Origin of the sequence: Modestobacter sp. VKM Ac-2978, from assembly GCF_026968025.1 — a bacterium.
In the GTDB taxonomy this organism is placed as follows: domain Bacteria; phylum Actinomycetota; class Actinomycetes; order Mycobacteriales; family Geodermatophilaceae; genus Modestobacter.
In genome coordinates this window covers 156,528-178,034 of sequence record NZ_JAPVBP010000007.1, presented here as the reverse complement: position 1 = coordinate 178,034, position 21,507 = coordinate 156,528, and the positions used below count along the sequence as shown (strand labels likewise).

Sequence of the window (21,507 nt, the reverse complement as noted above, 5' to 3'; positions counted from 1 at the left end):
CGGTGCCGACGATCTGACATCGGGGACCGGGGGCGCCACTGGAGGCGCCGCCGGAGCGGCGGAGGGCGCGCTCCGCTTGAACCAGTCCCGTAAACCCACTGCATCCCCCGTGTCCACCGTGGAACCCACCGTCGCGCCGAGCTAACTGTCTGCGACGAACGCAGGCTAGTCACCCAAACCGCCATCGTGGGGGATCAGCTGATCGCATGGGGTGACGTTTCGGGAACTGGTCTCACACCGGTCCCGGACTCGGTCCCGATATCTCAGCTGATCCGGATCCACGTTCAGCAGAGACCCGTCCGGGCGGAATCCGGCTCTGCCATGCCTCGCGATCGAGCCAACCTGCGAATTGATCTTGGACTAGTTGATCAACGATGGCATTTGATGGAGCGGCGCACTGACCAGCAAGGACTGCGCTGACTGGCGTTGGCGGCATGAGCTCGTTCCAGTGCGTTTTCGATGAGTAAACGATGCTTCGCCGGTACCATTAATCGAACGCTCCGGCCGACCGCCTTCCGACGTTGGCGCGCCACCGACCAAGCTGGGCTAACGCTGACCCTCTGCAGGATTGTGATTCTGCGAGGTGCCGAACGAGGGAGCGCCCAGAATCTCGCCTAAGCGGCGTCGGGACTGCTGCACCTCCCCCACCGCCGTGTCGACTCGCTGTCGCCAGGCGGTGACGAAGGGGCCGATCAGCAGTGGCTCGGGCAGCTTCGGCAACGAACCGACTGCTGCCGCGGCGTCTACGAACGCGTCCGCGGCAGCGTCTACCGCCTGCCAGACGATGGGGCGAGCACTGAGTCGCACCGTGGAGATGGGCAAAGCCAACTCCCCCATCGCCGCCTGGACGTTGTGCTGCCAGTCTTGCGCCCACCGGCGTCCCAACACCCGACGTCGCAACCGCGGACGGCCAACGAACTCCACGGTCCGCCGCAACCGGGCCAGTGAGATCGCTAGAGCAGCGTCGAAGCGAATACAGGCGTCGATCTCGGCCGCCCGAGCAGCGCGGTCTCGCTCCTCTTGCCAGTGAGCTTGACGGCTCGCTCGTCGATCCTCGAACTCTCGAGCTTGCAAGTTGACCTGCTGACGACCACTGCGCCAGACGGCGAAGACCGACCCGCCGACCGCAATGATCGCCGCCAGCAGCGTCGCCAGCGCCGGCACCCGGACGTCACCCACGGCGTCTTCCTACGGCACCTGGGCGTTGGTAGCACGCTGCACTCGCCGACTCATCCGCACAACCGTTGAGCGAAGACTCGGAGCACCGCCGGCTCACACGCAACCGCCGTATCAGCGCGGGTGGCCCAGGGACAAGGCCGCCATAGAGCGGGCCGTCCGTTGCACGACGCTCAGCACGAGGCCCACTTCGCGAGCGAGGCTGCGTTAAGCCGCTCGCTATACCGCAGGCGCTTGCCCGCGTTGAGTTGCTTCGCCAGATCCGCTAATTCCAATGGGCTCGTTCCGGGCCATCCACGACGGATGGCTTCGACGGCGAGCTGGCTTGGGACAAGCGCATGACCGTGGTTGCGCATGTACGTAAGCGCCTGCACCGCCATGGATCGCTCTCGAGGGTCGATGAGTCCCTGATTGAGCACTGGCAGCAACGAGATCCCGTCGACCACGGCCTTGATAGCAGCACTAGCCTCCGGGACTCGCGGAACTGGCTCGCCAGCCAGAAACTCGGCGTCATGGGCAGTGATCCATGGAGAGTGACTCTCGTGGCCACGGACGGCGACGAGCCCGCTGAGTTCGGAGCGACGCTCAAGGCCGAGGATGTCGTCCAGGTCTAAGCACCAAGCGATAACGATGCCCTCATGAGCCTGTGCGGTGTATCGACTGTGGCGGTTGCTGGTCGTGCCGAGGGGCAGGCCGGTCTGCGCCAGCCAAGGCGATGCCTCGATCGCACTTGTAGTTGAACCGATGATGGTGATCTTGTCATCACTACCGGCCCAGGCTCTGGCGAGGCGGTAAGCCGCTGACAGTTCAACGTGCGGGGAGATATAGGCGCGTCGCATGAGATGACCATAGGTATGAGAACCGACAGATCCTCTTCGTCAGTGCTGGCACAGACCACTCACGGACGGACGGTAGTTGGGCCTCGACTGCGCGCGGTCGTCTGAGCGCCCGGCCCGACAGGAGACGCCAGGGACCCAACCGCCATCGTGCCGACGACACGGTGGCGACCAGCCCGCCCAGGCCAATGACCGGCAGCTCGGTCTTCGACGGGGCCCCTCTGCTCCCCGCACTCATGCGGTCGAGCCCGTGCTGCGGGTCAGGCTGCGTCGGCGCGAATCCATCTCAGCGGCTTGTTGATCTGTGCTCCATCTAGGGAGTCATTACGCTTGTCCGTCGTATTGGGTGCCTAGGGAGTGCCTGCGGCCCGGTCTGCGCGGCGCATGCAGGGCGCGCGGGCCAGGCACTTTCACTCTCGCTTGACGGCGCTACAGTCGCGCCGTGTGGATCAGCGACGTCAACGTACCGACGGAGCTCATCGATGCGGCTCGCGCTGGTCGCCTCGTCATCTTCGTCGGCGCTGGGGCGTCAGTGGACCCGCCCGCCAACCTGCCGAATTTTAGAAGCCTAGTGAGGGAGGTCGGCGCTCGCGCCGGCACTCCCCCAACTGAAACGGATCTTGAACGACTCGACAGGTTTCTCGGCAACCTCGATGATCGCGGCATCCAGGTCCACGACCTAGTCGCCAAAGCGATCGACCAACCCGACTCGCGCCCGAACCGACTTCACCGCGCAATCATCGACTTGGCGCGGGCTCGCCCGCCCGTTCGGATCGTGACGACGAACTATGACCGGCACCTGACCAGTGCTGCCGAGGCCGCTGGGCTCGACGTTGAGGTGTTCCGCGCACCGGCACTGCCAGTCGGCGACGACTTTGTGGGCATCGTCCACCTGCATGGTGCGCTGGGCCAAGACACCCGTCACCTAATCGTCACGGACACCGACTTCGGGAACGCCTACCTCCGCCAAGCATGGGCAGCGCGCTTCCTGGACCGCATGTTCTCGGCCTTCACCGTCCTGTTCATCGGCTACAGCTACGGAGATGTAGTCATGCAGTACCTCGGCCGCTCGCTCGGCCGTGAGGGTGCCCGATTCGTGCTTACGCACCTCGAGGACCTGCCCGAGTGGAAGACTTACGGCCTGACCCCCCTCGCCTACGCGGCACCCGAGAACTCTCACGTCGCGCTCTCCGAGACGCTGGAACGGTGGGCTCAGCTGGCAACGCTCGGACGAACTGAGCACCGTCGCCTGATCGCCGACCTCGTCAGCACAGGGCAGCCGGCCAGCCTCGGCGACGAACCACCGGACGCCAACAACGAAGGCTCAGCCTCACCTGAACGCGTGCTCACCCCCGAAGAGAGCTCCTACCTCGAGGAGTCTCTCGGCGACCCTGAGCGGGTCCAATACTTCGTCGAGATGGCGCGCGGCCCCGAGTGGCTCTCGTGGGTAGCCACGCGCCCGGAGTTCGGCCGGCTATTCGTGAAGACGGAGGGGACCGACGAGCCGAACCAGGCCGTGACTCAGGCCCTTACCTCTTGGGTCGCCGACCACTTCGTGACTGTGGAGGAAAGCTCGCCTGCAGCGCTGCGCATCATGCGCGACCGGGAGTGGTCGCGGGCGACGCAGGCGAACATCACGCATCGGCTGTTCGCTCAAGACGGCGTCATGCCCGCCTGGCAGACACCGTGGCTTCTGCTAGTCCTTCAGCAGGCCCCTGTCAGTAGAAATGGCCTGCTCGACATGCTCCTCGCAAAGGAGAGCTGGCGCGAGAGACCGGACGTTGCATTGCTGCTCTTGCAGCATCGCACCCGGCCGATCCTGACATCTGGATTCGATCTGGGGAATGCGGCCGCCCCCAGCTTCGACATTGATCTCGTCGGCGAAGAGTACTGGCTGACGTCCGCCTGGACCGAGGTGTTTCTACCCATCCTCGACGCCCACGCTCACGCACTCCTGACCCTGGTCAGCGGCCACATCCGACTTGCATACCAAATGCGGCGGTCGATGCGTCCAGATGCACGGACGGACACACTGAGCTTCGGCCGATCAGCCATCGAGCCGCACGAACAAGACGACATTCGAGACTCCATGGACCTCCTCGTCGACGCCGCACGCGACTGCGTCGAGCGCCTCCTCCTCAACGACCCGCCAGCAGCAGTCGCCCAACTCGACGTGTGGATCGAGGCGAACGAGGCACTATTCCGCAGGTTGGCGGTCCATGGGTGGAGGGTGCGTGACGACCGCCATCAGGACGAGAAGGTGCGCTGGGTATGCCAACACAACCTGCTTTATGATCTTGACACCCAGCACGAAGTCTTCCTGCTGCTAGAGAAGGTAGTCCCGGGCGCCGCATCTGACGCGGTCGAAGACCTCCTAGACGCCGTCATGGCCGGCCCACCACCGGTGAACGACGAAGAACCCTCCCCCTACCGCCGGTACAACCTCCTTGCTTGGCTCGCTCGAACGGCCCCGGAGGTGCCGGCCATCATGGAAGCCTTCACCCAGGCCCAGGCCGAGCACCCCCAGTACCGGCCCCGCGAGCACCCCGACCTGGGCATGGTCATGACAGGGGGCGTTGTCGAGGACGCCGAGCCTTTCACCGCCGACGAGCTTCACACGAGGATCGAAAGCGACGAAGAAGCGACGCTCGAGGAAATTCGCACCTTCCAGGCCGTCAACAACTTTCAGACCACCGGACCGACATGGCGGGGCGCGGTCAACTCCGTCCGCGCACTGGCCACCAAGTACCCAGCGGACGGTCTGCTCTTGGCTCGTCACTTCGGTGCAGAAGACCGCGACCTGCGCTGGGCGGTGATCGACGCTTGGGCTGACGCCGAACTCGACGATAACCAGATCGCGGGCGTGATCGAGATGATCGGCGCCTGGGAGGTCGACACCGTCAGGGGTCACGCAGCGCGGATGCTCGCCAACGGCGGGCGCGACGGACGCCCGACTGCATGGCATCGGTATGAGTCGGCGCGCGAACTCGCAGCGAGCCTGTGGCCCACCGAGACGGTCATCGGAAATATCGTCGAGAGTGATGATCTCATTCTGGAAGCCATGAACCATCCGGCCGGCGACCTCGCCCAATTCTGGACCAAGGTTGTTCAACTCGAATGGCGCTCAGCCCCAGATGACTGGTCGGGGCTTCCGGCTGATCTAATTGGCCACCTGGACCTCATGGTCGAGGCCCAAGGCCGCAACGGTCTACTAGCCCGCACCATCCTCGGGTCAAACCTGCGCTTCTACTTCGCGGCTGATCCCCAGTGGACGCGCATACGCCTACTTCCCCTATTCGACTGGGACACTCACCCAACCGATGCACCCGCGGTATGGCAGGGCTTTTTAGCCCAAGGTCGTCCCGACGACGGACTCCTTGAAGCTGGCCTGCTCAATCTCTATCTGCAGTCCTGCCGGCACACCGACGAGCTCGGTCGAGAGCGGTCGCGAACCCAACTTGCAGACCACCTCGCCCTCGTCGCGATGTTTACCTCGACCGCGCCCGGGTCGTGGCTCCCCGCCCTAATCGCAACCGCCCCGGTGGAACTTCGGGAGGCTTGGGCCAGCCGGGTTGCCGCGCGGCTATCCGACCTCGACAGCGAGGAGACCGACCAGCAGTGGACCCGCTGGCTGCGCGAGTACTGGACCGGTCGTGTCGAGTCGATCCCCTTGCCGCTGACGGTCGAAGAAGCGTCAGAGATGGCGCAATGGGTTCTCGCCCTGCCGAAGCAGCGTGTCGAAGCGGTCGACTTGGTCAAGCGATCAGGGGCGCGATTCACACAAGCGAACTTCTTGCTGCACCGATTGGCCGATGAAGACCTCGCCGCCGACGCGGCCACTTGGACGGACTTTGTCACCCACTTGCTTCGCGGCACGCCCCAGCCGTCCTGGGACATCAATTACTACCTACCCAAGATCGCGAACGCTCTCAAGCAGGCGGAACCCCCTCAAGATTTTTCCGCCCTGATCGAGGAGGCAATGCGACTCGGCTGCACCGACGCACCCGACTGGTGACCGGCCTGAGCGTCTTACATCTCAGCACTGGGAAACATGGCCCGACGTCCGCGTAGCGCCTTCCTAATCGGCTGCACGGGACACCTCCGGGTCGGGCCCGCTCGTCGGACCGCATCGCCAGTAACGCTTCAGGGCATCGCCATCTCCCGTCGACCGCCGCTTGATGCCTGCGTAGACGCCTTGGCCATGGACGCGCACACGCCAGTCCTGTTGGCGCCGTCCCGTAAAGTTTGACCACAGGAGCTGAGCGCCCACGCGGGAGGTGCTTGGTCGCGCGATGCTGACGTGGGGAGAGTCGTGCAGCATTCATTATTTGTCTGGGCACTTGTCGGAGTAGACCATCTCGAAGGCGCGAGATGGGCCCATCGGTTACACGGCCGCCTCAAGCCACGATGCGCGCGAAGCGGTCGCGCTTTGGTCGCCCGATGCACGGGGCACGGAGATGTGACGTGATCGTCGTTGACGGGCGTACTGACCGAGAGAAGCTGGTCGAGTTGCTCCAGCTGCCAGAGCAGACGCACTTAGAGTTCAAGGCTGAACTGGACTTGACGTCCAAACAGGACGAGTTGAACTTCGTGAAAGATGCGGTATCGATGGCGAACAGGCCACCTGGTGGCTACATCCTGATTGGCGTGAATGACGACGGCACTCTGGCTCTGACTACCGGCACGATTGCCAATCGCTCTCTCTTCGACGGCGCTCGACTGGGCGACCTGATCAGGAAGTACATCGAGGGTGAGGTCCATGTGGTGTCGCAGATCCACGAAATCGATGGACATGAGGTCGTCCTGATTCATTTCCCGGACCACCGTGACGGGCTTCCGGTGCCTATGAGCAAGTTGGGCCAGTTCGCTGGCCAAAACGGCAAGCCCGTGTTGGTGTTCCGTGAGGGAGATGTTCTGGTTCGCGAGGGCGCCAAGAACACCCCACTTCGTCATGCGCACTGGAACGACCTGCTCAGCCGTCGCGACCAACGACTGCGCGAGGAGACGCGCGCACAGGTCGACTCGCTGATCGCTGACCTCGCCGCCGCCTTGCGGGCGGGCGGCAGTGCTGGCCCCGCCCTCGTTCCGCTGACGGTTGAGATGGCAGACGAGGCCTTCGTCGAGGGTGTGACGTCCTACCTGGAAGCCGACAGCGACATTCGCCTGCGCCAGTTCCTCGGACAGACGGCCGCTCTGGTCAGCAATCCCAAAGAGCGCTCGTCCGCCCTCGACAAGATTACGATCCTCGCGGTTCAAGCAATGTACTTCGAGCGTGACGCCGCCGCTCAGGCGGCGATCGGTCGCCTTTTCGATTCGTACGTCAAGCTTGGGCAGGGCGACGCTGTCGCGCGACTTGACGTCATCACGCGAGTGTACGTACTTGGCAGCCTTGCCGTCCGCCTTCGGCAGTGGGGCCTCGTCCGCGACCTCGCGCTTCGCCCGTACCCGCCTAACGGCGACGGGTACGTCTACTCCTCCTGGATCCGGCACGGACAGGTTGATGCAAGCCGCGCTGGCCTCTTTCCGCAAGGCACGGGCGGATTGATGATCTCTGCCGCGCGCGACTTGATGAGGGACCGACGTGCCATGCGTTCTGATGTCCCTGACAGCGCGTTACTGGATCGGAGCGATCTCGCGCACGACGATGCGCTCTTCAACTCTCTGTGTCAGTTCGACATCCTGTACTGCCTCATCGTGGCGGCGGAGGGGCAGCATCACGGGGGCGGGTATCCGGCCGCATCGGCGATGAACCAGGATAGAGCCGACCCAGCCTTCGAGGTCGTCGCGGGCGACGCAGCAGCTCGCAGAGCTATGTTCCCCGCTTCCAGCGAGCGAGGAATCGCTGAGGCAATGGCACAGGTATTCGCCAGTGCGGAGGGCGAGTCCCTCGGCTTCGGCGGCCACTGGTGGTCCCTGCCCCCGGGTGCGCATCGGTTCGTCAGCAAGCATCTGGGAGAAAGCGCATGAGCAATCCTTTGTCACCACTGGCAATGCTCGCGACGTCGATGCAGGCACAACCCGGCGTATACGCCCTGCTCTTGGGTTCTGGTGTGTCCACTGGTGCCAGCGTGCCCACCGGATGGGGCGTCGTCACCGAGCTCGTGCGTCGGATCGCAGCAGTAGAGGACCCTGAATCGATAGAGGATGCCGCCGGTGACCCTGAGAAGTGGTGGCATGAGCATCATGGCGAGCCTCTCGGTTACTCATCGCTACTTGAATCGCTCGCACCGACGCCGGCGGCTCGGCAGGGTCTATTGGCTGACTTCTTCGAGCCGTCCGATGAGGAACGTGAGCGAGGGATAAAGACGCCGAGCAAGGGGCACCTTGCGATCGCCGAGCTGGTCAAGCGGGGAACAGTCAAGGTTATTATCACCACGAACTTCGACCGGTTGATGGAGCAGGCGCTGGACGCGGTCGGGATCGCTCCGCAGGTGATCGCGCGACCGGAGGCGGTCAACGGCATGAAGCCGCTCGTGCACGCCCCAGCAACGGTGATCAAGGTCCACGGGGACTATCTCGATCTCGGCTCCAGGAACACTCCGAGCGAGCTAGACCTTTACCCGGACGAATGGTTGACCCTGCTTGCTCGCGTCTTGGACGAGTACGGCCTCATCGTCTCGGGTTGGTCAGCAGAGTGGGATACCGCGCTCGTCAGGCTGATCGAGTCCGCACCGAACCGTCGGTACCCGATGTATTGGGACGCGCGAAGCGGCAAGAGCCTCAACGCCCAGAAGCTGATCGCAGCACGCTCGGGTCAGACCGTCCCGGCGACCGGAGCTGACGAGATGTTCAGCGAACTGTTCTCCGCCTTAGAGGCGCTGGACCGTCTTGCTGAGCCGCCGCTGACGACTGCGATGGCGGTCGCTCGTTTGAAGCGCTACTTGCCCGACCCTGTTCGTCGCATCGACCTGCACGACCTGGTGATGGAGGCAGCGAACAAGGTGGTGGAAGGTGTAAGGCATCAGCCGCTCTCGATCGATCGACTCGACGGAGCAGGCTTGCAAGGAGTCCTGACGGCGAATCGGGAGATGTCCCGACAGTTGTGCGCCCTGCTCGTGACTGGTGTGTGGCACGACCTGGACGGAGATCACGACCGGCTCTGGATGGACGTCCTCGAACACCTGATCGCTGCCGGTACGACCGCCCGCATGGGTATCCCCGTTCAGCAGCCGCTTCAACAGGCTCGGCTGTACCCCGCGCTGCTTGTTCAGACTGCCGTCGGTGTCGTTGCGACCCGGCGAGGACGGGACGCCCTCCTCATCAAACTCGCCACCGAGGTCATGGGCAGCGTCGACGGAGGCGTGAAGATTCGGCTCCCGGCCTGCCAAGTCGTCCACCCCTACCGCGTCCTCGACAAAGACTGGGTGAACGCCCTACCTAGATGGAACGGCGGTACCTGGACATATCCACTGAGCCACCTACTCAAGGCTGACGCCCATACGATCCTCGCGGACCTAATCCCCGAAGACACCGATTACGTCGACAACTTCCACGGCTACGAGTACAGAATGAGCCTCCTCCACGAGGCCACCAACGCCACCTACTCGGAAGGCTACCGAGCGATGCCGGGTGAGTATGTGGGCGAACGGGCCTGGTCTTGGGATAACCGGAATCAGCCGCTCGCGGAAGTCGACTTCCGCGACAGCGGAGCGCGCGCCACGGACTGGCCGTGGGTGCGCCTGCTCGGTGGGGTCGACGCCTTCGATCAAGCACTGATCGAACATCGCAGCGTGCTGGAGAACTTCAAGTATCACAACATACGCTGAGCTGGCCGATCGGCTGTGCACCGCACGCCGCAGGAGCTAACGCGCTGATGGAAGGGCATCCACTGGATCGCGCGGGACTGAGTCACGTCGGCGACTACCGGCACCGGTCGTCCTCCACCTTCGCCGGCGGTAAGCCGGGTTGCGCCACGATGACCTTTGAGGGTGGCCGCGCTTCTCTGGCTGCCTCGCAAGACCTCTGGAAGCCGCCACGACCTCGTCGACACCGACCAGTCGGCCAGCGACGGGGCTCGCTTCCTGTCGCGGCGATCCAGCCGCCGAGCGAAGTTGGCACCGCTGTTCGCGCGCCGCGGAAGGATTACCCACCCCTCCGCCGCGACCGCCGCAGGCAAGATCAGGGCCGACACACCTCATGCATCACGGATGATCTTGCGGCGGGACAGGGCTTCCTAGCGTCAGTTTGTGATGACGGTGCACAAGCTGACGGCCGGAGACGGATACACGTATCTGACCCGTCAGGTAGCTGCGCACGACGCCACGGAACAAGGGTTCGGCAGTCTCGGCGAGTACTACAGCGACAAGGGTGAAGCCCCTGGCGTCTGGATGGGTCGCGGCCTTGCCGGTGTGCCGGACTTTCCGATCGGCGGCATGGTCACCGAGCCCCAGATGCTGGCGCTGTTCGGTCAGGGGCGTCACCCCAACGCCGATCAGGTGGAACGGGCCGCGCAACTGGCAGGCCTGGATCCGCAGGAGGTCGATCGAGCCAGCCGTCTGGGCACGCCCTACCGGGTCTTCGAGCAGGCGAACGAGTTCCGCCGTCGTTGCGCTGTCGAATTCCGCGAGTACAACGCCTCCGGCGGGATGCCGGCTGTCACCCCAGTACCGGCTGACGAGCGCGCCCGCATCCGCACCACGCTGGCCGGCGCGATGTTCGCGGAGAGCTACGGCCGTCCACCGCTCGATGCCCGCGAGTTGTCCGGCCACCTGGCCCGGATCTCCCGGCAGGCCACCACGGCGGTCGCCGGGTACGACCTGACCTTCAGCCCGGTCAAGAGCGTCTCGACGCTCTGGGCCATCGCCCCACGGGAGATCGCAGCCGTCATCGAGCGGGCCCATGCCGACGCCGTCGCCGACACCCTCACCTGGCTGGAGGACCACGCGGCGTACACCCGCATCGGCCGCAACGGCGGGGCGCAGGTTGAAGTGCAGGGGTTGATCGCCGCAGCATTCACCCACCGCGACTCTCGCGCCGGTGACCCGGACCTGCACACGCACGTGGCGATCAGCAACAAGGTGCAGACCCTTGACGGCCGGTGGCTGGCGCTGGACGGCCGTCCGATCTACAAGAACAACGTCGCCGCCTCCGAGCGGTACAACACCCGCGTAGAAGCGCTGCTGGTCGAACGGCTCGGCGTGCGATTCGCCGAACGTCCTGGCACCGAGCCCGGCAAGCGGCCGGTGCGGGAGATCGTCGGAGTCGACGGACCACTCCCCCGGTTCTGGTCATCCCGGCGCACCGCCATCGACACCCGGCGCGCAGTCCTCTCAGCGCAGTTCCAGGCAGACCACGGCCGGGCCCCGACGGCGAAGGAAGCCGTGTCGCTGGCCCAGCAGGCCAACCTGGAGACCCGCCAGGCCAAGCACGAGCCCCGCTCGTACGCCCAGCAGCGGTCCAGCTGGCGGACCGAAGCTCTGACCGTGCTCGGCGGGGCCGAGCGCCTGCAGCGCTATCTGGACGGCGTGCTCCGCCGTCCCCCGCCCAGAAAAACGCAAGGAGCAACCGATGCGTGGGTGACCGAGACCGCCGTCCGGCTGCTGTCGATCATGGCGAACGCCCGGGCGACCTGGCAGGAGAGCCACATACGCGCCGAAGCCGAGCGGCAGACCCGCGCCGCCGGGATCCGGCTGGCCGACGTCGATCGCGCCGTGGACGCGATCGTCGCAGCGGCCATGTCACCCCGGCTGTCGATCCGGCTGGGTAGCCAGGAGACGTTCGAGGGACCCGCGGCACTGCGCCGCTCCGACGGCACGTCGGTGTTCGCCGTGGCCGGCTCGGCTCGCTTCACCTCGAGCGAGGTCATCACCGCCGAACGAAGCGTGCTCGCGATCGCCAACCGGCGTGATGGACGTGTCACCCCGACCCCGTCGGTCGACCTGGCGCTGCTCGAGTCGGTCGCCAACGGAACTGTGCTCAACCCGGGCCAAACGCAGCTGGTCCGGGAACTGGCGACATCCGGTGCGCGGGTGCAGCTTGCGCTGGCACCGGCGGGCACCGGTAAGACCACCGCGCTGCAGACGCTCGCCGCGGCGTGGCAGGCCGGCGGCGGCACCGTCGTGGGCCTGGCCCCATCCGCGGCCTCCAGCGCAGTCCTGCGCGAGCAGATCGGCGCGGACACCGACACCCTCGCCAAGCTGGTCCACGCGGTGACCACCGGCGTCGACGTCCCGGCCTGGTTGCGCTCCGTCGGCCCGGACACCTTGGTCGTCGTCGACGAGGCCGGCATGGCCAGCACAACCGACCTGGCCCGGATGGTCGAGTTCGTCACCGAGGCCGGTGGATCGGTACGGCTGATCGGCGATGACCAACAGCTGGCCGCCATCGGCGCCGGCGGGCTGCTGCGCGACCTCGCCGCTAGCCACGGCGCGGTGAGCCTGACCCAGGTGGTCCGCTTCACCGACCCGGACACCGGCGCACCGAACCACGCCGAGGGCGCCGCCTCGCTGGCCCTGCGCGACGGGGACCCAGCAGCGCTGGCCTACTACGTCGACCACGGCCGGGTGCACGTCGGCGATCTCGCCACCGTCACCGACGGCGCTTACACCGCCTGGGCGACAGACCGGGCCGCCGACCGCGACGCCATCATGCTGGCGCCCACCCGTAAGCTGGTCGCCGAGCTGAACAACCGGGCCCGCGACGAGCGGCTGACTCGGACAAACGGCCCTACCGGTCCCGACGTCGCACTGGCCGACTCAGCGCGCGCCTCGGCAGGCGATGCGGTGATCACCCGCCGCAACGAGCGGACCATCCCGATCGGTGCCACGGACTGGGTGAAGAACGGCGACCGGTGGACCGTCGCTGAGGTTCATGCCTCCGGCGCCCTCGAGGTGGTCCATCGCCGCACCGGACGCCACGTCACCCTCCCGGCCGACTATGTGCGCGACCACGTCACCCTCGGCTACGCCACCACCGTGCACGGCGCCCAGGGCGTCACCGCCGACAGCTGCTACGCCATCACCACCGGCACGGAGTCCCGCCAGCTGCTCTACGTGGCTCTCACCCGTGGCCGCCACGCCAATCACGTCTTCCTCCCCATCGCCGGTGACGGCGACCCGCACAGCCTGATCACCCGGGACGCGCTGTTGCCGCCCACCGCCGTCGACGTCCTCAGCCGAGTTCTGGCTCGGGACGAGGCCCCGACCTCGGCCACCAGCACGGTCCGGGAGCTGGACGATCCAGCGTCTCAGTTGCACGACAGTGCCGGCCGCTACCACCACGCACTCAACGTCGCCGCCGAGGAACGACTCGGCTCGGCCGGGCTCGCCGCCATCGACACGGCCGCCGACGCAGCGGTGTCCGGACTGACCACGCAGGACGCCTACCCCGTGCTCCGTTCGCACTTGGCCCTGTGCGCTGTAGCCGGCCGCGATCCCGCCGAGGTGCTGCGGGAGGCGCTGGCCTCACCACGAGGACTGGACGATGCACGTGATGTCGCCGCCGTTCTGGACTGGCGCATCTATCCCACCGGGCAGCACTCGGGTGGCATCGGCCCTCTCCCCTGGCTCCCGACGGTCCCCGAGCCGCTGAGCGCCGACCTCGCATGGGGGCCCTACCTCGACGACCGCGCCCGCAAGGTCACTGCGCTCGCTTCAGACGTGGCCACCCACGCCGACAGCTGGACGCCGGCCAGCGCACCGCTCTGGGCACGCCCGCTGCTCGACCACGACCCTGCCTTGGTCGCCGACCTCGCCGTCTGGCGCGCCGCTCACGGCATCGAGGACGGCGACCGCCGCCCCACCGGTCCGGTCCTCCCCGCAGCCGCTGACGCCAGAGCCCAGCGCAGGCTCAACGCCCGCGTCGCCCACGTACTGGGCGATCCCGGCACTGTCACCGCGCGGTGGACGCCGTTGGTCGACCCCATCGACGCCCGGATCGCTGCCGACCCCTACTGGCCCGTCTTGGCCGAGCGTCTCAGTACCGCCGAGCGCGCCGGCATGGACGTCGCAGCGCTCGTCCGGACGACGACCAGCCGTGCCCTCCCGGACGAGCAGCCAGCGGCCGCGCTCTGGTGGCGGCTGATCCGCCACTTCTCCCCCGCCGTGATGGCCGCCGACGACGCATCCGCCAGGACGCTGCGCCCGGACTGGACGTCTGACCTCTCCGCGGTCCTCGGTAGCGCGGCCGCCGAGCGCGTGGTCGCCGATCCCCACTGGCCTGCGCTGGTTGCTGCCGTCGGCCGGGGCGGAGACGACGGCTGGCAGCCAGCACAGTTGCTGTCCACGGCGTACGACCTACTGCGTGCCGGACACCCGGACGACGAGGCGCTACTCCCACACGAACTGGCCACCGCCTTGCTCTGGCGGATCGGCCTGCTCACTGACCCCATCCCCGGCGCGGGTACAGCCCCGCTGACCAACCTCGGTCATGCCTCGGCCTCGGACGACGCACGTGGTGTGGACTGGATGGTCGGGCTCACCGAGCCCGATGAAACCGACCTTGCACCCCAACTGCTTGAGACCGACCCCGTCGAGCCCCCGGGAACTGAACCCTGCGATGAGGTCGGCCCATCAGGGGTCGCCCGGGAACGGCTCCTCGAGCTCAATCAGCAGGCCGCAGCCTTCTTCACCGCTGCGTATCAGGGCTCATGGGCACCGGCCTACCTGACCGATCGGCTCGGCACCAACCTCATCGACGTCGAGCGGTTCACCATCGGCTACGCACCCGCCGGCTGGACCGGCCTGACCGATCATCTCCGCGGCTTGGGTGCCAGCGATGACGAGATCGTGGCCGCTGGCCTCGGGAGCCACGCCTCCACCGGTCACGTCATCGACCGCTTCCGCGACCGGGTCGTCTTCGCCATCCGGGACGGCGACGAGACACACGGCTGGATCGGCCGCCGCAACCCCGCCCATGACGGCGATGGCAGCCACGCCGTGCCCAAGTACCTCAACACCGCCGAGACCGACCTGTTCATCAAGGGGCACAAGCTGTGCGGCCTCACGGAGGGGGCTCGAGCGCTGGCGGACGGTGCGACGCCGGTGCTGGTCGAAGGCCCCCTGGACGCACTCGCCGTCACTCTCGCCGGCGATGACGCATTCGTCGGCGTCGCTCCCCTGGGCGTCGCGTTCACCGACGCTCAAGCCGACCGGCTGCGCCCTCTGATCGGTACCGACCGGCCGCAGATCATCGTCGCTACCGACGCCGACCGCGCCGGCCAGCTCGCCGCCGACCGCATCTTCTGGCGGCTCACCGAGCGAGGTTCGGACCCGCGCCGCCTCACCGTCCCGAGCGGTAAGGACCCGGCCGAGTTGCTGGAGACGGCAGGTGCCGACGTTCTGCGTCGAGCCCTCGCGGACTCACCTAGCCTGGCCAGCGCGCTCATCGACGCACGTATCGACGCCTACGCCGAGCGGCTGGACACCGTCGAGGGTCAGGTGCTCGCAACCCGTCGCGCAGCGGAGGTCATCGCCGCAGTCCCGACCACCAGCTGGCCGGCGCACCTGACGCACGTGGTCGTCCGCACCGGCATTGCACTGGGCATCGCGATGTCGGAGGTCTTCGACGCGGCCCAGCGCCGTGCCAGGAGCGCCCTGGGACAACAGGATGCGGGTACGGCCGACGCGACAGCCGGCCCGGACCAGGTGACCTTGTCAGACGCCATGCGGCCAACAGAGGGACGCGCCGACACGCTCGATGTCCCCCTGCGGGCAGCGCAACAACGCGCTGCGTCAGCCACGCGGCGCCAGGCCCGAGCCGTGTCGCCGGGGCAACGACGGTGATGACGTGATCGGGCGGAGACGGCCAACCGGGTTGCCAGATCGACGCACTGAGCCGCGTTGGTCACCTACGCACGGCGATCGACTGAGCACCGTTCAAGGAAACACGCCGCCAGCTGTTTACAACGTAAACGAGGGTCGGGGAGGGCGGCTTCCTGCTGCTACGTTGCCTGCGCCCGGACGGTAGAAGCCGACTAGGGCGGCTCGAACAACCAATTCTGATCAGCTAAGAAGCGGAGACCGTCCTGCTCGACTTCTGTTCGATCGCGATCACGGCCCGCGACGGCTGGGTCGTCGTCCAACTCTCCGGAGAGGTCGACGCCCAAGCCGTATCGCAGCTGCAGGCTTCTCTGGATTGGGCGCTCCTGGAAGCGCCGCCTTTCTTGCGCATCGACCTCGCCGACGTCACGTACCTCAGCCTGTCGGCGATGGGTGCCATCCTCTCGGCCCGGTTCCGGGCCGTGCGCGCGCACACCGATGTCGTCCTCTCTGATGCGCCACGGACGCTCCGCAAGCTCATGGAGATCGTCGACGAAGACGGGCTCTGCAGCGAGCCGGCAGTTGTGGTGGCCTAGCTGCCGGCGCTACCGCCGTACGTACGACGCCACTCCTAGTGCCCTCAAGGCGATGTATGCAGACCGGGGACCTACTGACCGAGACTGACGCAGTCCGCGTGGAAGACCTACGGCCTGGCAGCCAACAGCCCTGGGACGTTGCTGGTCGCCCGCAGGTGCTGCCCCAGCTGCGGATCGAGGCGACTGGCCAAGCCGAGCAGGTCCGCGAACCGGCCTGCCACATCGGTCGTCAACAGCGGTTCGTGATGGGCCACGCGATTGCGCAGCGTGTGCAGGCGCCCGACCGGCCCGTCGACGTGGGTGGCGCGGTCGGTGCCTCGTGGGAAGGCTCGATGGAGGGCGGGCACCCACAGCGCCTTCTCGTGCGCAGCTGAACTGAGGTAGCGCCAGAAGCCGAACGTCAGCTCGGCGACCACCTTCCCGGGCCGCGCCGCCGGACCACCGGCGTTGATGATCGCGTGGCGCAGGTTGTCCCGAGGCTTCTCATTCACGTCGACGCGGCGGCGTCCCCGGGTGCGGTAGACCGGAGCGAAGACCATCCCGCCGGCCAGGGTCCAGTGCGGCGGCCCGGGCCAGCGAGCCGACAGTGCGCGGTCGTAGGCGTTGCGCAGGCCGACCTCCACGTGCGCCAGGTCGTGCAGCAGGGCCGCGCTGACCTGGGCGTTCCACTCGTAGAGCGCCAAGGCGTGACTGCGGTCCGACTCAGCAGCGGCCAAGTAGACCGCGAAGCGCGGCGCACTCAGCCAGGTCTCCACCCAGTCGCCGGCCGGCGGCAGGACGGGCGCTGAGTCCGGCGGAGTCGGCCCTGTCATCGATCTCCATCCTGACGTACATTCATCGTGAAAGCCCCGGTGGACCGCTGGCCTCAGGCCATGTCGCCGGGGCTTCGTCTTGCCCTTGTGCTTTCCCGCGGCGGTCCCTGGCCGCGTCAGCGACCACCACCGTCGACGAAGGCGACATAGCGGCTCTCCGCCGGCCAGCTCTGGTGCCGGCCGGTGCGGCAGGTGCTCTCGCCGAGGCGCTCGACCATCCGGTCGCAGAACATCGGGAACGCGTAGCGGTTCCACTCCTCGACCAGCTCGGGAGCGGCCGCGCTTTCCGCCTGCCACCGCAGTACCGCCAGCACCGGTAGCTCGCGAGCGATGTGCGGATGCTGGCGCCAGCAAGCCGGGATCATCTGCGCGGGTCGCCAGGCGTACTCATGGTTGATCCAGCCGACTACGTCGTCGCACCAGCTCCACACCGATGCGCTGAGCTCGCTGTTGCACCCGGCCGGTTCCCACGGGCGTTCCATGTCGGCCACGACGCCGACGGGGGCTGCCTGCCCGGACTCTCGGCGGCGCACGTCCTGCAGCAGCTCCAGTGCGACCAGTACGCCAACCGGCGGAGGCGGGAACGGTAGGACGATCACTGCGGCCACTCCCCGCGCAACAGGGTGGACGGCCCATCAGAGACGTCGTCCGGCCGGGGAGTCAGCCGGTGGTCGCGGGCGTAGCTCAGCGCAGCGGCAGTGCGCGCCTGGACGTCCACCACGTCAGCGCGGGCACGGGATACCTGCGCGCGCGCAGCCTCGAGCTCGGCCTTCAGCTGCTGCCCGTCCGTGCCATCGAGGCAGCGCTGCAGTTTGGCCAGGATGGGTGGCGCAGTGCCGGCGATGACGAGCGCGTGCCGGTCCGGCACGCGACGGATGTCCCCGGGCCGCAGCACTCGCACGTCCTCCCCCGAGCGCGACGTGCCGACGCCACCGGGGCCGTCGGTGATCGTCTGCCGGCTGATCCGCACGTCGTCCAAAAGGTCGGACAGCTCCCGGTAGAAGTGAACGTCCTTGCCTCCGCCGAAGACGACCAGGGTGTTGGTCAGCCCCAGCAGGGAGCGCGCTTCGTCCTCCCCGTAGGAGACGACCATCTGCTTCCAGGTCTGAGTCGCGTAGATGAATGACAGACCGAGGGCGCGCTCGTTCGCCATCCGCACCCGCAAAGTGGGCAGCGGGGTGGTCGAGGGCAGCTCGTCGAGGCAGGCCAGAAAGCAGGGAGTCATGCGCCCGTGCGGCGAGGTGTTGGCGATCTGCAGAGCGGTGTCCAGGACGTGCTCGGCGACGGCGGTCATCAACGGCGCTGCCGAGGCGTAAGGATCGTCGCGACCGAGCAGGTACACAGTTCCCTGTCGACTGATCAGGTCGACCAGGTCGGTCGCCGGGCGGCCGGGCGACGGCACGCAGCGCGCGCGGATCTCCGGCTGGAAAAACAGCGCCATCGCCTGCTGCACCGTGGTGACGGTGTTGCCGACGGTGTCCGGGCTACCGTGCAGCGCGCCGGCGAGAAGCCCGTCCCAGAAGCGGGCGGCGTGCGGGTGTTGCTGCAGGATCTCGGCCGGCTGCTCGGCGGCGACCGGGTTGGCGACCCATTCCAGGACGTGGTCCAGGGTGCGACCGGTGAGCGCGGCGGCGTGCAGGAAGCCCTGCAACACCTTCGCCGTCTCGGCTGCGTAGAACCGTGCAGCGTTGTCCTGCCGGCCACCGGTGACCGAGCCGGTGACCGTGCCGGCGGAGAACGCCTTCGCGCGTCGTTCAGCGATCTGCGGATCGACGCAGCCGGCGATCGGATCCCACACCAGCTCCGGGATCCCCGGCGCAGCACCGAACGGGTCGAGCACCGCGATCGGACGGGGCGGCCCGCCCGGCTGGACTGGGCATTGACGTCGCCCAGCGGTTAGCAACAGGTCGTCGACCTTGGTCAGCGTCGCCAGCCCCGCGCCGCGATGGGCCAGCAGTGCCGGGGCCAGCAGATCAAGCGTCTTGCCGGAGCCCTGCTCGCCGTACACGCCGGTGGTGCGGTCGTACCGGCACCACAGTTCGACACCACGTGGCAGCGATGAGCGACCCAGCCGCCAACCGACGTTCGTGGGCTCGAACCGGGACATACGTGTTCTCCTCACGATCAACGAGCTCGGGTGGGGCCGGACGCCTGGCCACGCGCCAACTGGAGATACCGACCGGCCTCACGCGTCGCCGCCTCCAGCGCGGCGGCCGTCTGCGGCTGGCCCAGCAGCGCCTGATTGGCGGCCAGGGCCCGTCGCGGGAAGTCGGCCGCGGTGGGCACGCCGACCGCTGCGGCCCGGGTCGCCACCGCGAGCGACAGCAGCCTGGCGTTGTGCAGCGCCCCGGCCACCGGCTGCAGGTCCACGGCGTCCACCCGGACCAGTCCGCCGAGCTGGTAGCCCCGCAGGTAGGCAGCCACCCGCTCCTCCCGCGGCGGCACGTCACGGGCGTAGGCCACCAGGGCACCGGTGTCAGCCCATGACCGGACCGTGCGGTACATCAGCTGGGTCGCCAGAGTCGGCAGGTGCTGGGCAGCTGCCGCGACGGCCTCCCGCAACGGCTTTGATCGCAACGCGTGGTCCAACCCCGGGCGGTTGAGCGAGGCGTGCAGACGCAGAGCCGCGTGCACGGCCGGCGGCGCATCGTGGTGCGGCCGCCGGCTGCCGTCGTCGTAGGGGCGCAAGGCGGTTCGAACGGCCCGCCAAGCAGGTGCTGCCGCCTGCCCGGCTGCCGGCTGGGCCGCCGAGTCGAGCCGCTGCGCGGCATCGCTGAGCGTCTCGGCGGCGAGCGTGTACGCGAGCACCTCCGCCACCGACGGGCACTCCGCCGCGCTGCCGGTGGCGCGGAGCAGCACGGCGACCGCATCGGGGACGACAGCAGCGGGGTCCGAGCTCGTCAGGATCGCGGGCCCGGCCAACGGTCGGTCGAGGATGGCGGTGTCCGCCCGCGACGGTGGCTGCAGCGCTGCCGTCTGCTGGACCAGCACCGACTGCCGCTCGACCTCGGCGAGCCACTGGCCCGCCGGGCCGGCGTGCAGACCCCCGGCGATCACCTGAACCAGCGGCGTGACCGTCTCCGCCACCGCCGTGGCCGCAGCCCACCGGGTCGCAACAGTGGTGTGGTCGTAGAGACCGGCGAGGGTGTCGGCCGCGGCGCCCGCGAGCCTGGCCAGGGTCGACTCGGTCGCCGGCGCACGAGCTGCAAGCTCGCTACAGGCAACGGCCAGGGCGGCGACCTGCTGCTCGCGTTGATCACCGATGGCCGGGGACAAGCCGTCGCGGCGCAGCTGGGCCAGCGCCCGGCCCAGCTGTCCCAGCGCGGTACCCGCGTCGGCGCGGGCCGCAGCGGTGGGCTCAGTGGACTGCGCGGTGTCGGCCAGGGCGTCGAGGAGCTGCCCGAGCGAAGTGGCCATCAGCGCGGTTCCCGCAGGGCACGACGACCGTGCCGGGCCGCGGCAAGCACATCGGGGTGCGCGAAGTCCTCGGGCTCGAGCTCACCGAGGATGCGCAGCGCCCGGGTGATGAGCTGGTCGGGGTCGTGAGCGTCGGTGGTGGCGGGCACCGGCCCACTGGGCGCACGCAGGGCAGTGGCAGCGGCAAGGCAGTGCAGCTGTGCCGACGGCCCCGCCTGGTCGTTGCGGGAAGCGGCGGCAAACAACGCGGCGGCCTCCGAGCGGGCGGCCAGTAGATCGGCGTCCAGGCCGTCGTTCGAGGTCATCGAGGGATCTCCTTCGCAGCGGGCGTGGGTGATGTCTGGGTCGACGGTGCTCGGGAGAGCGACCGGGAACTGGTGCTCTGGGCGGATCTGTGGGTACGACCGCGGATCGCGTCGCCCGCTGTGGACAGGAGGTGACCAAGCCGCTCCCAGCCGCTTCTGGCCGGGTAGCGATCCGGGCGGATGACCGCTCGCCCAGCGCGAAGCTGGCGCAGCCCGAGGGCTTCCTCGGCCTCCCCGCGGGTGGCCATGCCGCTGCGGGCGTCGCTGGGACGCCGGTAGCGGGCGCCCAGGACCGCGGTGATGACCGCGGCGGTCAGCAGGCCGAGCTCGGCGGCGGCGACGCACGCGTACACCGGGATGGGCCCGGCGACCCGACCCAGCTCGTCCGGTGACAGGCCACGGCCGGGATCGCCGCTCAGGAGCCCGCCGAGGACGCGGGTCGCCGTCTCGGTGCCGTCCGGCCACACCCAGCCACCGCCCCACAACGCCGAGGCGAGCCCCAGCCCGGCCATGGCCGCCAGCCCTACAGCGATCAGGGCGCCGCCGACCGCAGCGACGGCCAGTTCCCATCCCCGGCCGATCGGCTGCGCCTCGCGACGTCGGGATGGCGTCGTCACTCGCCGGCCCTCGGTCGGCGGTGGATGTTCACGTCCATTCCTGGTTGCCCT

General features: G+C 67.9%; 13 protein-coding genes. 5 read left to right on the top strand and 8 right to left on the bottom strand.

The annotated features are described in order from the left end of the window. Positions 1-546: 546 nt before the first annotated feature. Positions 547-1,179, bottom strand: a complete 633-nt coding sequence (locus tag O2W53_RS17650; RefSeq protein WP_269164366.1) for a hypothetical protein — start codon at positions 1,177-1,179, stop codon at positions 547-549. 170 nt (positions 1,180-1,349) lie between these two features. Next, entirely contained in the window at positions 1,350-2,015 is a 666-nt protein-coding gene (locus O2W53_RS17645; RefSeq protein WP_269164365.1) for a hypothetical protein, read from the bottom strand. Positions 2,016-2,454: 439 nt separating this feature from the next. Between O2W53_RS17645 and O2W53_RS17640 the strand changes: the two genes are divergently transcribed. From O2W53_RS17640 to O2W53_RS17620, 5 genes are all read left to right on the top strand, one after another. After that, positions 2,455-6,027 (top strand): DUF4020 domain-containing protein, encoded by a 3,573-nt coding sequence (locus O2W53_RS17640; RefSeq protein WP_269164364.1) that lies wholly within the window; start codon positions 2,455-2,457, stop codon positions 6,025-6,027. A gap of 449 nt (positions 6,028-6,476) precedes the next feature. Then, the gene (locus O2W53_RS17635) at positions 6,477-7,979 is read left to right on the top strand and encodes an AlbA family DNA-binding domain-containing protein (RefSeq protein ID WP_269164363.1); all 1,503 of its coding nucleotides are present in this window, start codon (positions 6,477-6,479) and stop codon (positions 7,977-7,979) included. Continuing rightward, positions 7,976-9,778: an SIR2 family protein gene (locus O2W53_RS17630; RefSeq protein ID WP_269164362.1), complete on the top strand. Its 1,803-nt coding sequence runs from the start codon at positions 7,976-7,978 to the stop codon at positions 9,776-9,778. The genes O2W53_RS17635 and O2W53_RS17630 overlap by 4 nt, the downstream gene beginning before the upstream one ends. Before the next feature lie 423 nt (positions 9,779-10,201). Next, positions 10,202-15,733 (top strand): MobF family relaxase, encoded by a 5,532-nt coding sequence (mobF, locus tag O2W53_RS17625; protein ID WP_269164361.1) that lies wholly within the window; start codon positions 10,202-10,204, stop codon positions 15,731-15,733. Positions 15,734-15,975: 242 nt separating this feature from the next. Continuing rightward, positions 15,976-16,305, top strand: a complete 330-nt coding sequence (locus O2W53_RS17620) for an STAS domain-containing protein (RefSeq protein ID WP_331253808.1) — start codon at positions 15,976-15,978, stop codon at positions 16,303-16,305. Between the two features lie 107 nt (positions 16,306-16,412). On the opposite strand, the gene O2W53_RS17615 is transcribed toward O2W53_RS17620, so the two are convergent. The 6 genes from O2W53_RS17615 to O2W53_RS17590 form a co-directional block, all read right to left on the bottom strand. Continuing rightward, complete coding sequence (locus O2W53_RS17615) at positions 16,413-17,060, bottom strand: hypothetical protein (protein WP_269164360.1); 648 nt, start codon at positions 17,058-17,060, stop codon at positions 16,413-16,415. Positions 17,061-17,233: 173 nt separating this feature from the next. After that, positions 17,234-17,725, bottom strand: coding sequence for a hypothetical protein (locus O2W53_RS17610; protein ID WP_269164359.1), 492 nt, complete (start codon positions 17,723-17,725; stop codon positions 17,234-17,236). After that, the gene (locus O2W53_RS17605) at positions 17,713-19,224 is read right to left on the bottom strand and encodes a type IV secretory system conjugative DNA transfer family protein (protein WP_269164358.1); all 1,512 of its coding nucleotides are present in this window, start codon (positions 19,222-19,224) and stop codon (positions 17,713-17,715) included. The genes O2W53_RS17610 and O2W53_RS17605 overlap by 13 nt, the downstream gene beginning before the upstream one ends. A gap of 17 nt (positions 19,225-19,241) precedes the next feature. Next, on the bottom strand, positions 19,242-20,534 hold the full coding sequence (locus tag O2W53_RS17600) for a hypothetical protein (RefSeq protein WP_269164357.1): 1,293 nt from the start codon (positions 20,532-20,534) through the stop codon (positions 19,242-19,244). Further along, on the bottom strand, positions 20,534-20,839 hold the full coding sequence (locus tag O2W53_RS17595) for a hypothetical protein (protein ID WP_269164356.1): 306 nt from the start codon (positions 20,837-20,839) through the stop codon (positions 20,534-20,536). The genes O2W53_RS17600 and O2W53_RS17595 overlap by 1 nt, the downstream gene beginning before the upstream one ends. Beyond that, on the bottom strand, positions 20,836-21,456 hold the full coding sequence (locus O2W53_RS17590) for a conjugal transfer protein (protein WP_269164355.1): 621 nt from the start codon (positions 21,454-21,456) through the stop codon (positions 20,836-20,838). The genes O2W53_RS17595 and O2W53_RS17590 overlap by 4 nt, the downstream gene beginning before the upstream one ends. Between the last annotated feature and the right edge of the window lie 51 nt (positions 21,457-21,507).

What these genes read in the sequence shown, in the direction of transcription:
- O2W53_RS17645 (WP_269164365.1), bottom strand. Translation starts at nt 2,015, where the DNA reads ATGCGACGCGCCTATATCTCCCCGCACGTTGAACTGTCAGCGGCTTAC.
- O2W53_RS17630 (WP_269164362.1), top strand. Translation starts at nt 7,976, where the DNA reads ATGAGCAATCCTTTGTCACCACTGGCAATGCTCGCGACGTCGATGCAG.
- mobF (WP_269164361.1), top strand. Translation starts at nt 10,202, where the DNA reads ATGACGGTGCACAAGCTGACGGCCGGAGACGGATACACGTATCTGACC.
- O2W53_RS17605 (WP_269164358.1), bottom strand. Translation starts at nt 19,224, where the DNA reads ATGTCCCGGTTCGAGCCCACGAACGTCGGTTGGCGGCTGGGTCGCTCA.
- O2W53_RS17600 (WP_269164357.1), bottom strand. Translation starts at nt 20,534, where the DNA reads ATGGCCACTTCGCTCGGGCAGCTCCTCGACGCCCTGGCCGACACCGCG.
- O2W53_RS17595 (WP_269164356.1), bottom strand. Translation starts at nt 20,839, where the DNA reads ATGACCTCGAACGACGGCCTGGACGCCGATCTACTGGCCGCCCGCTCG.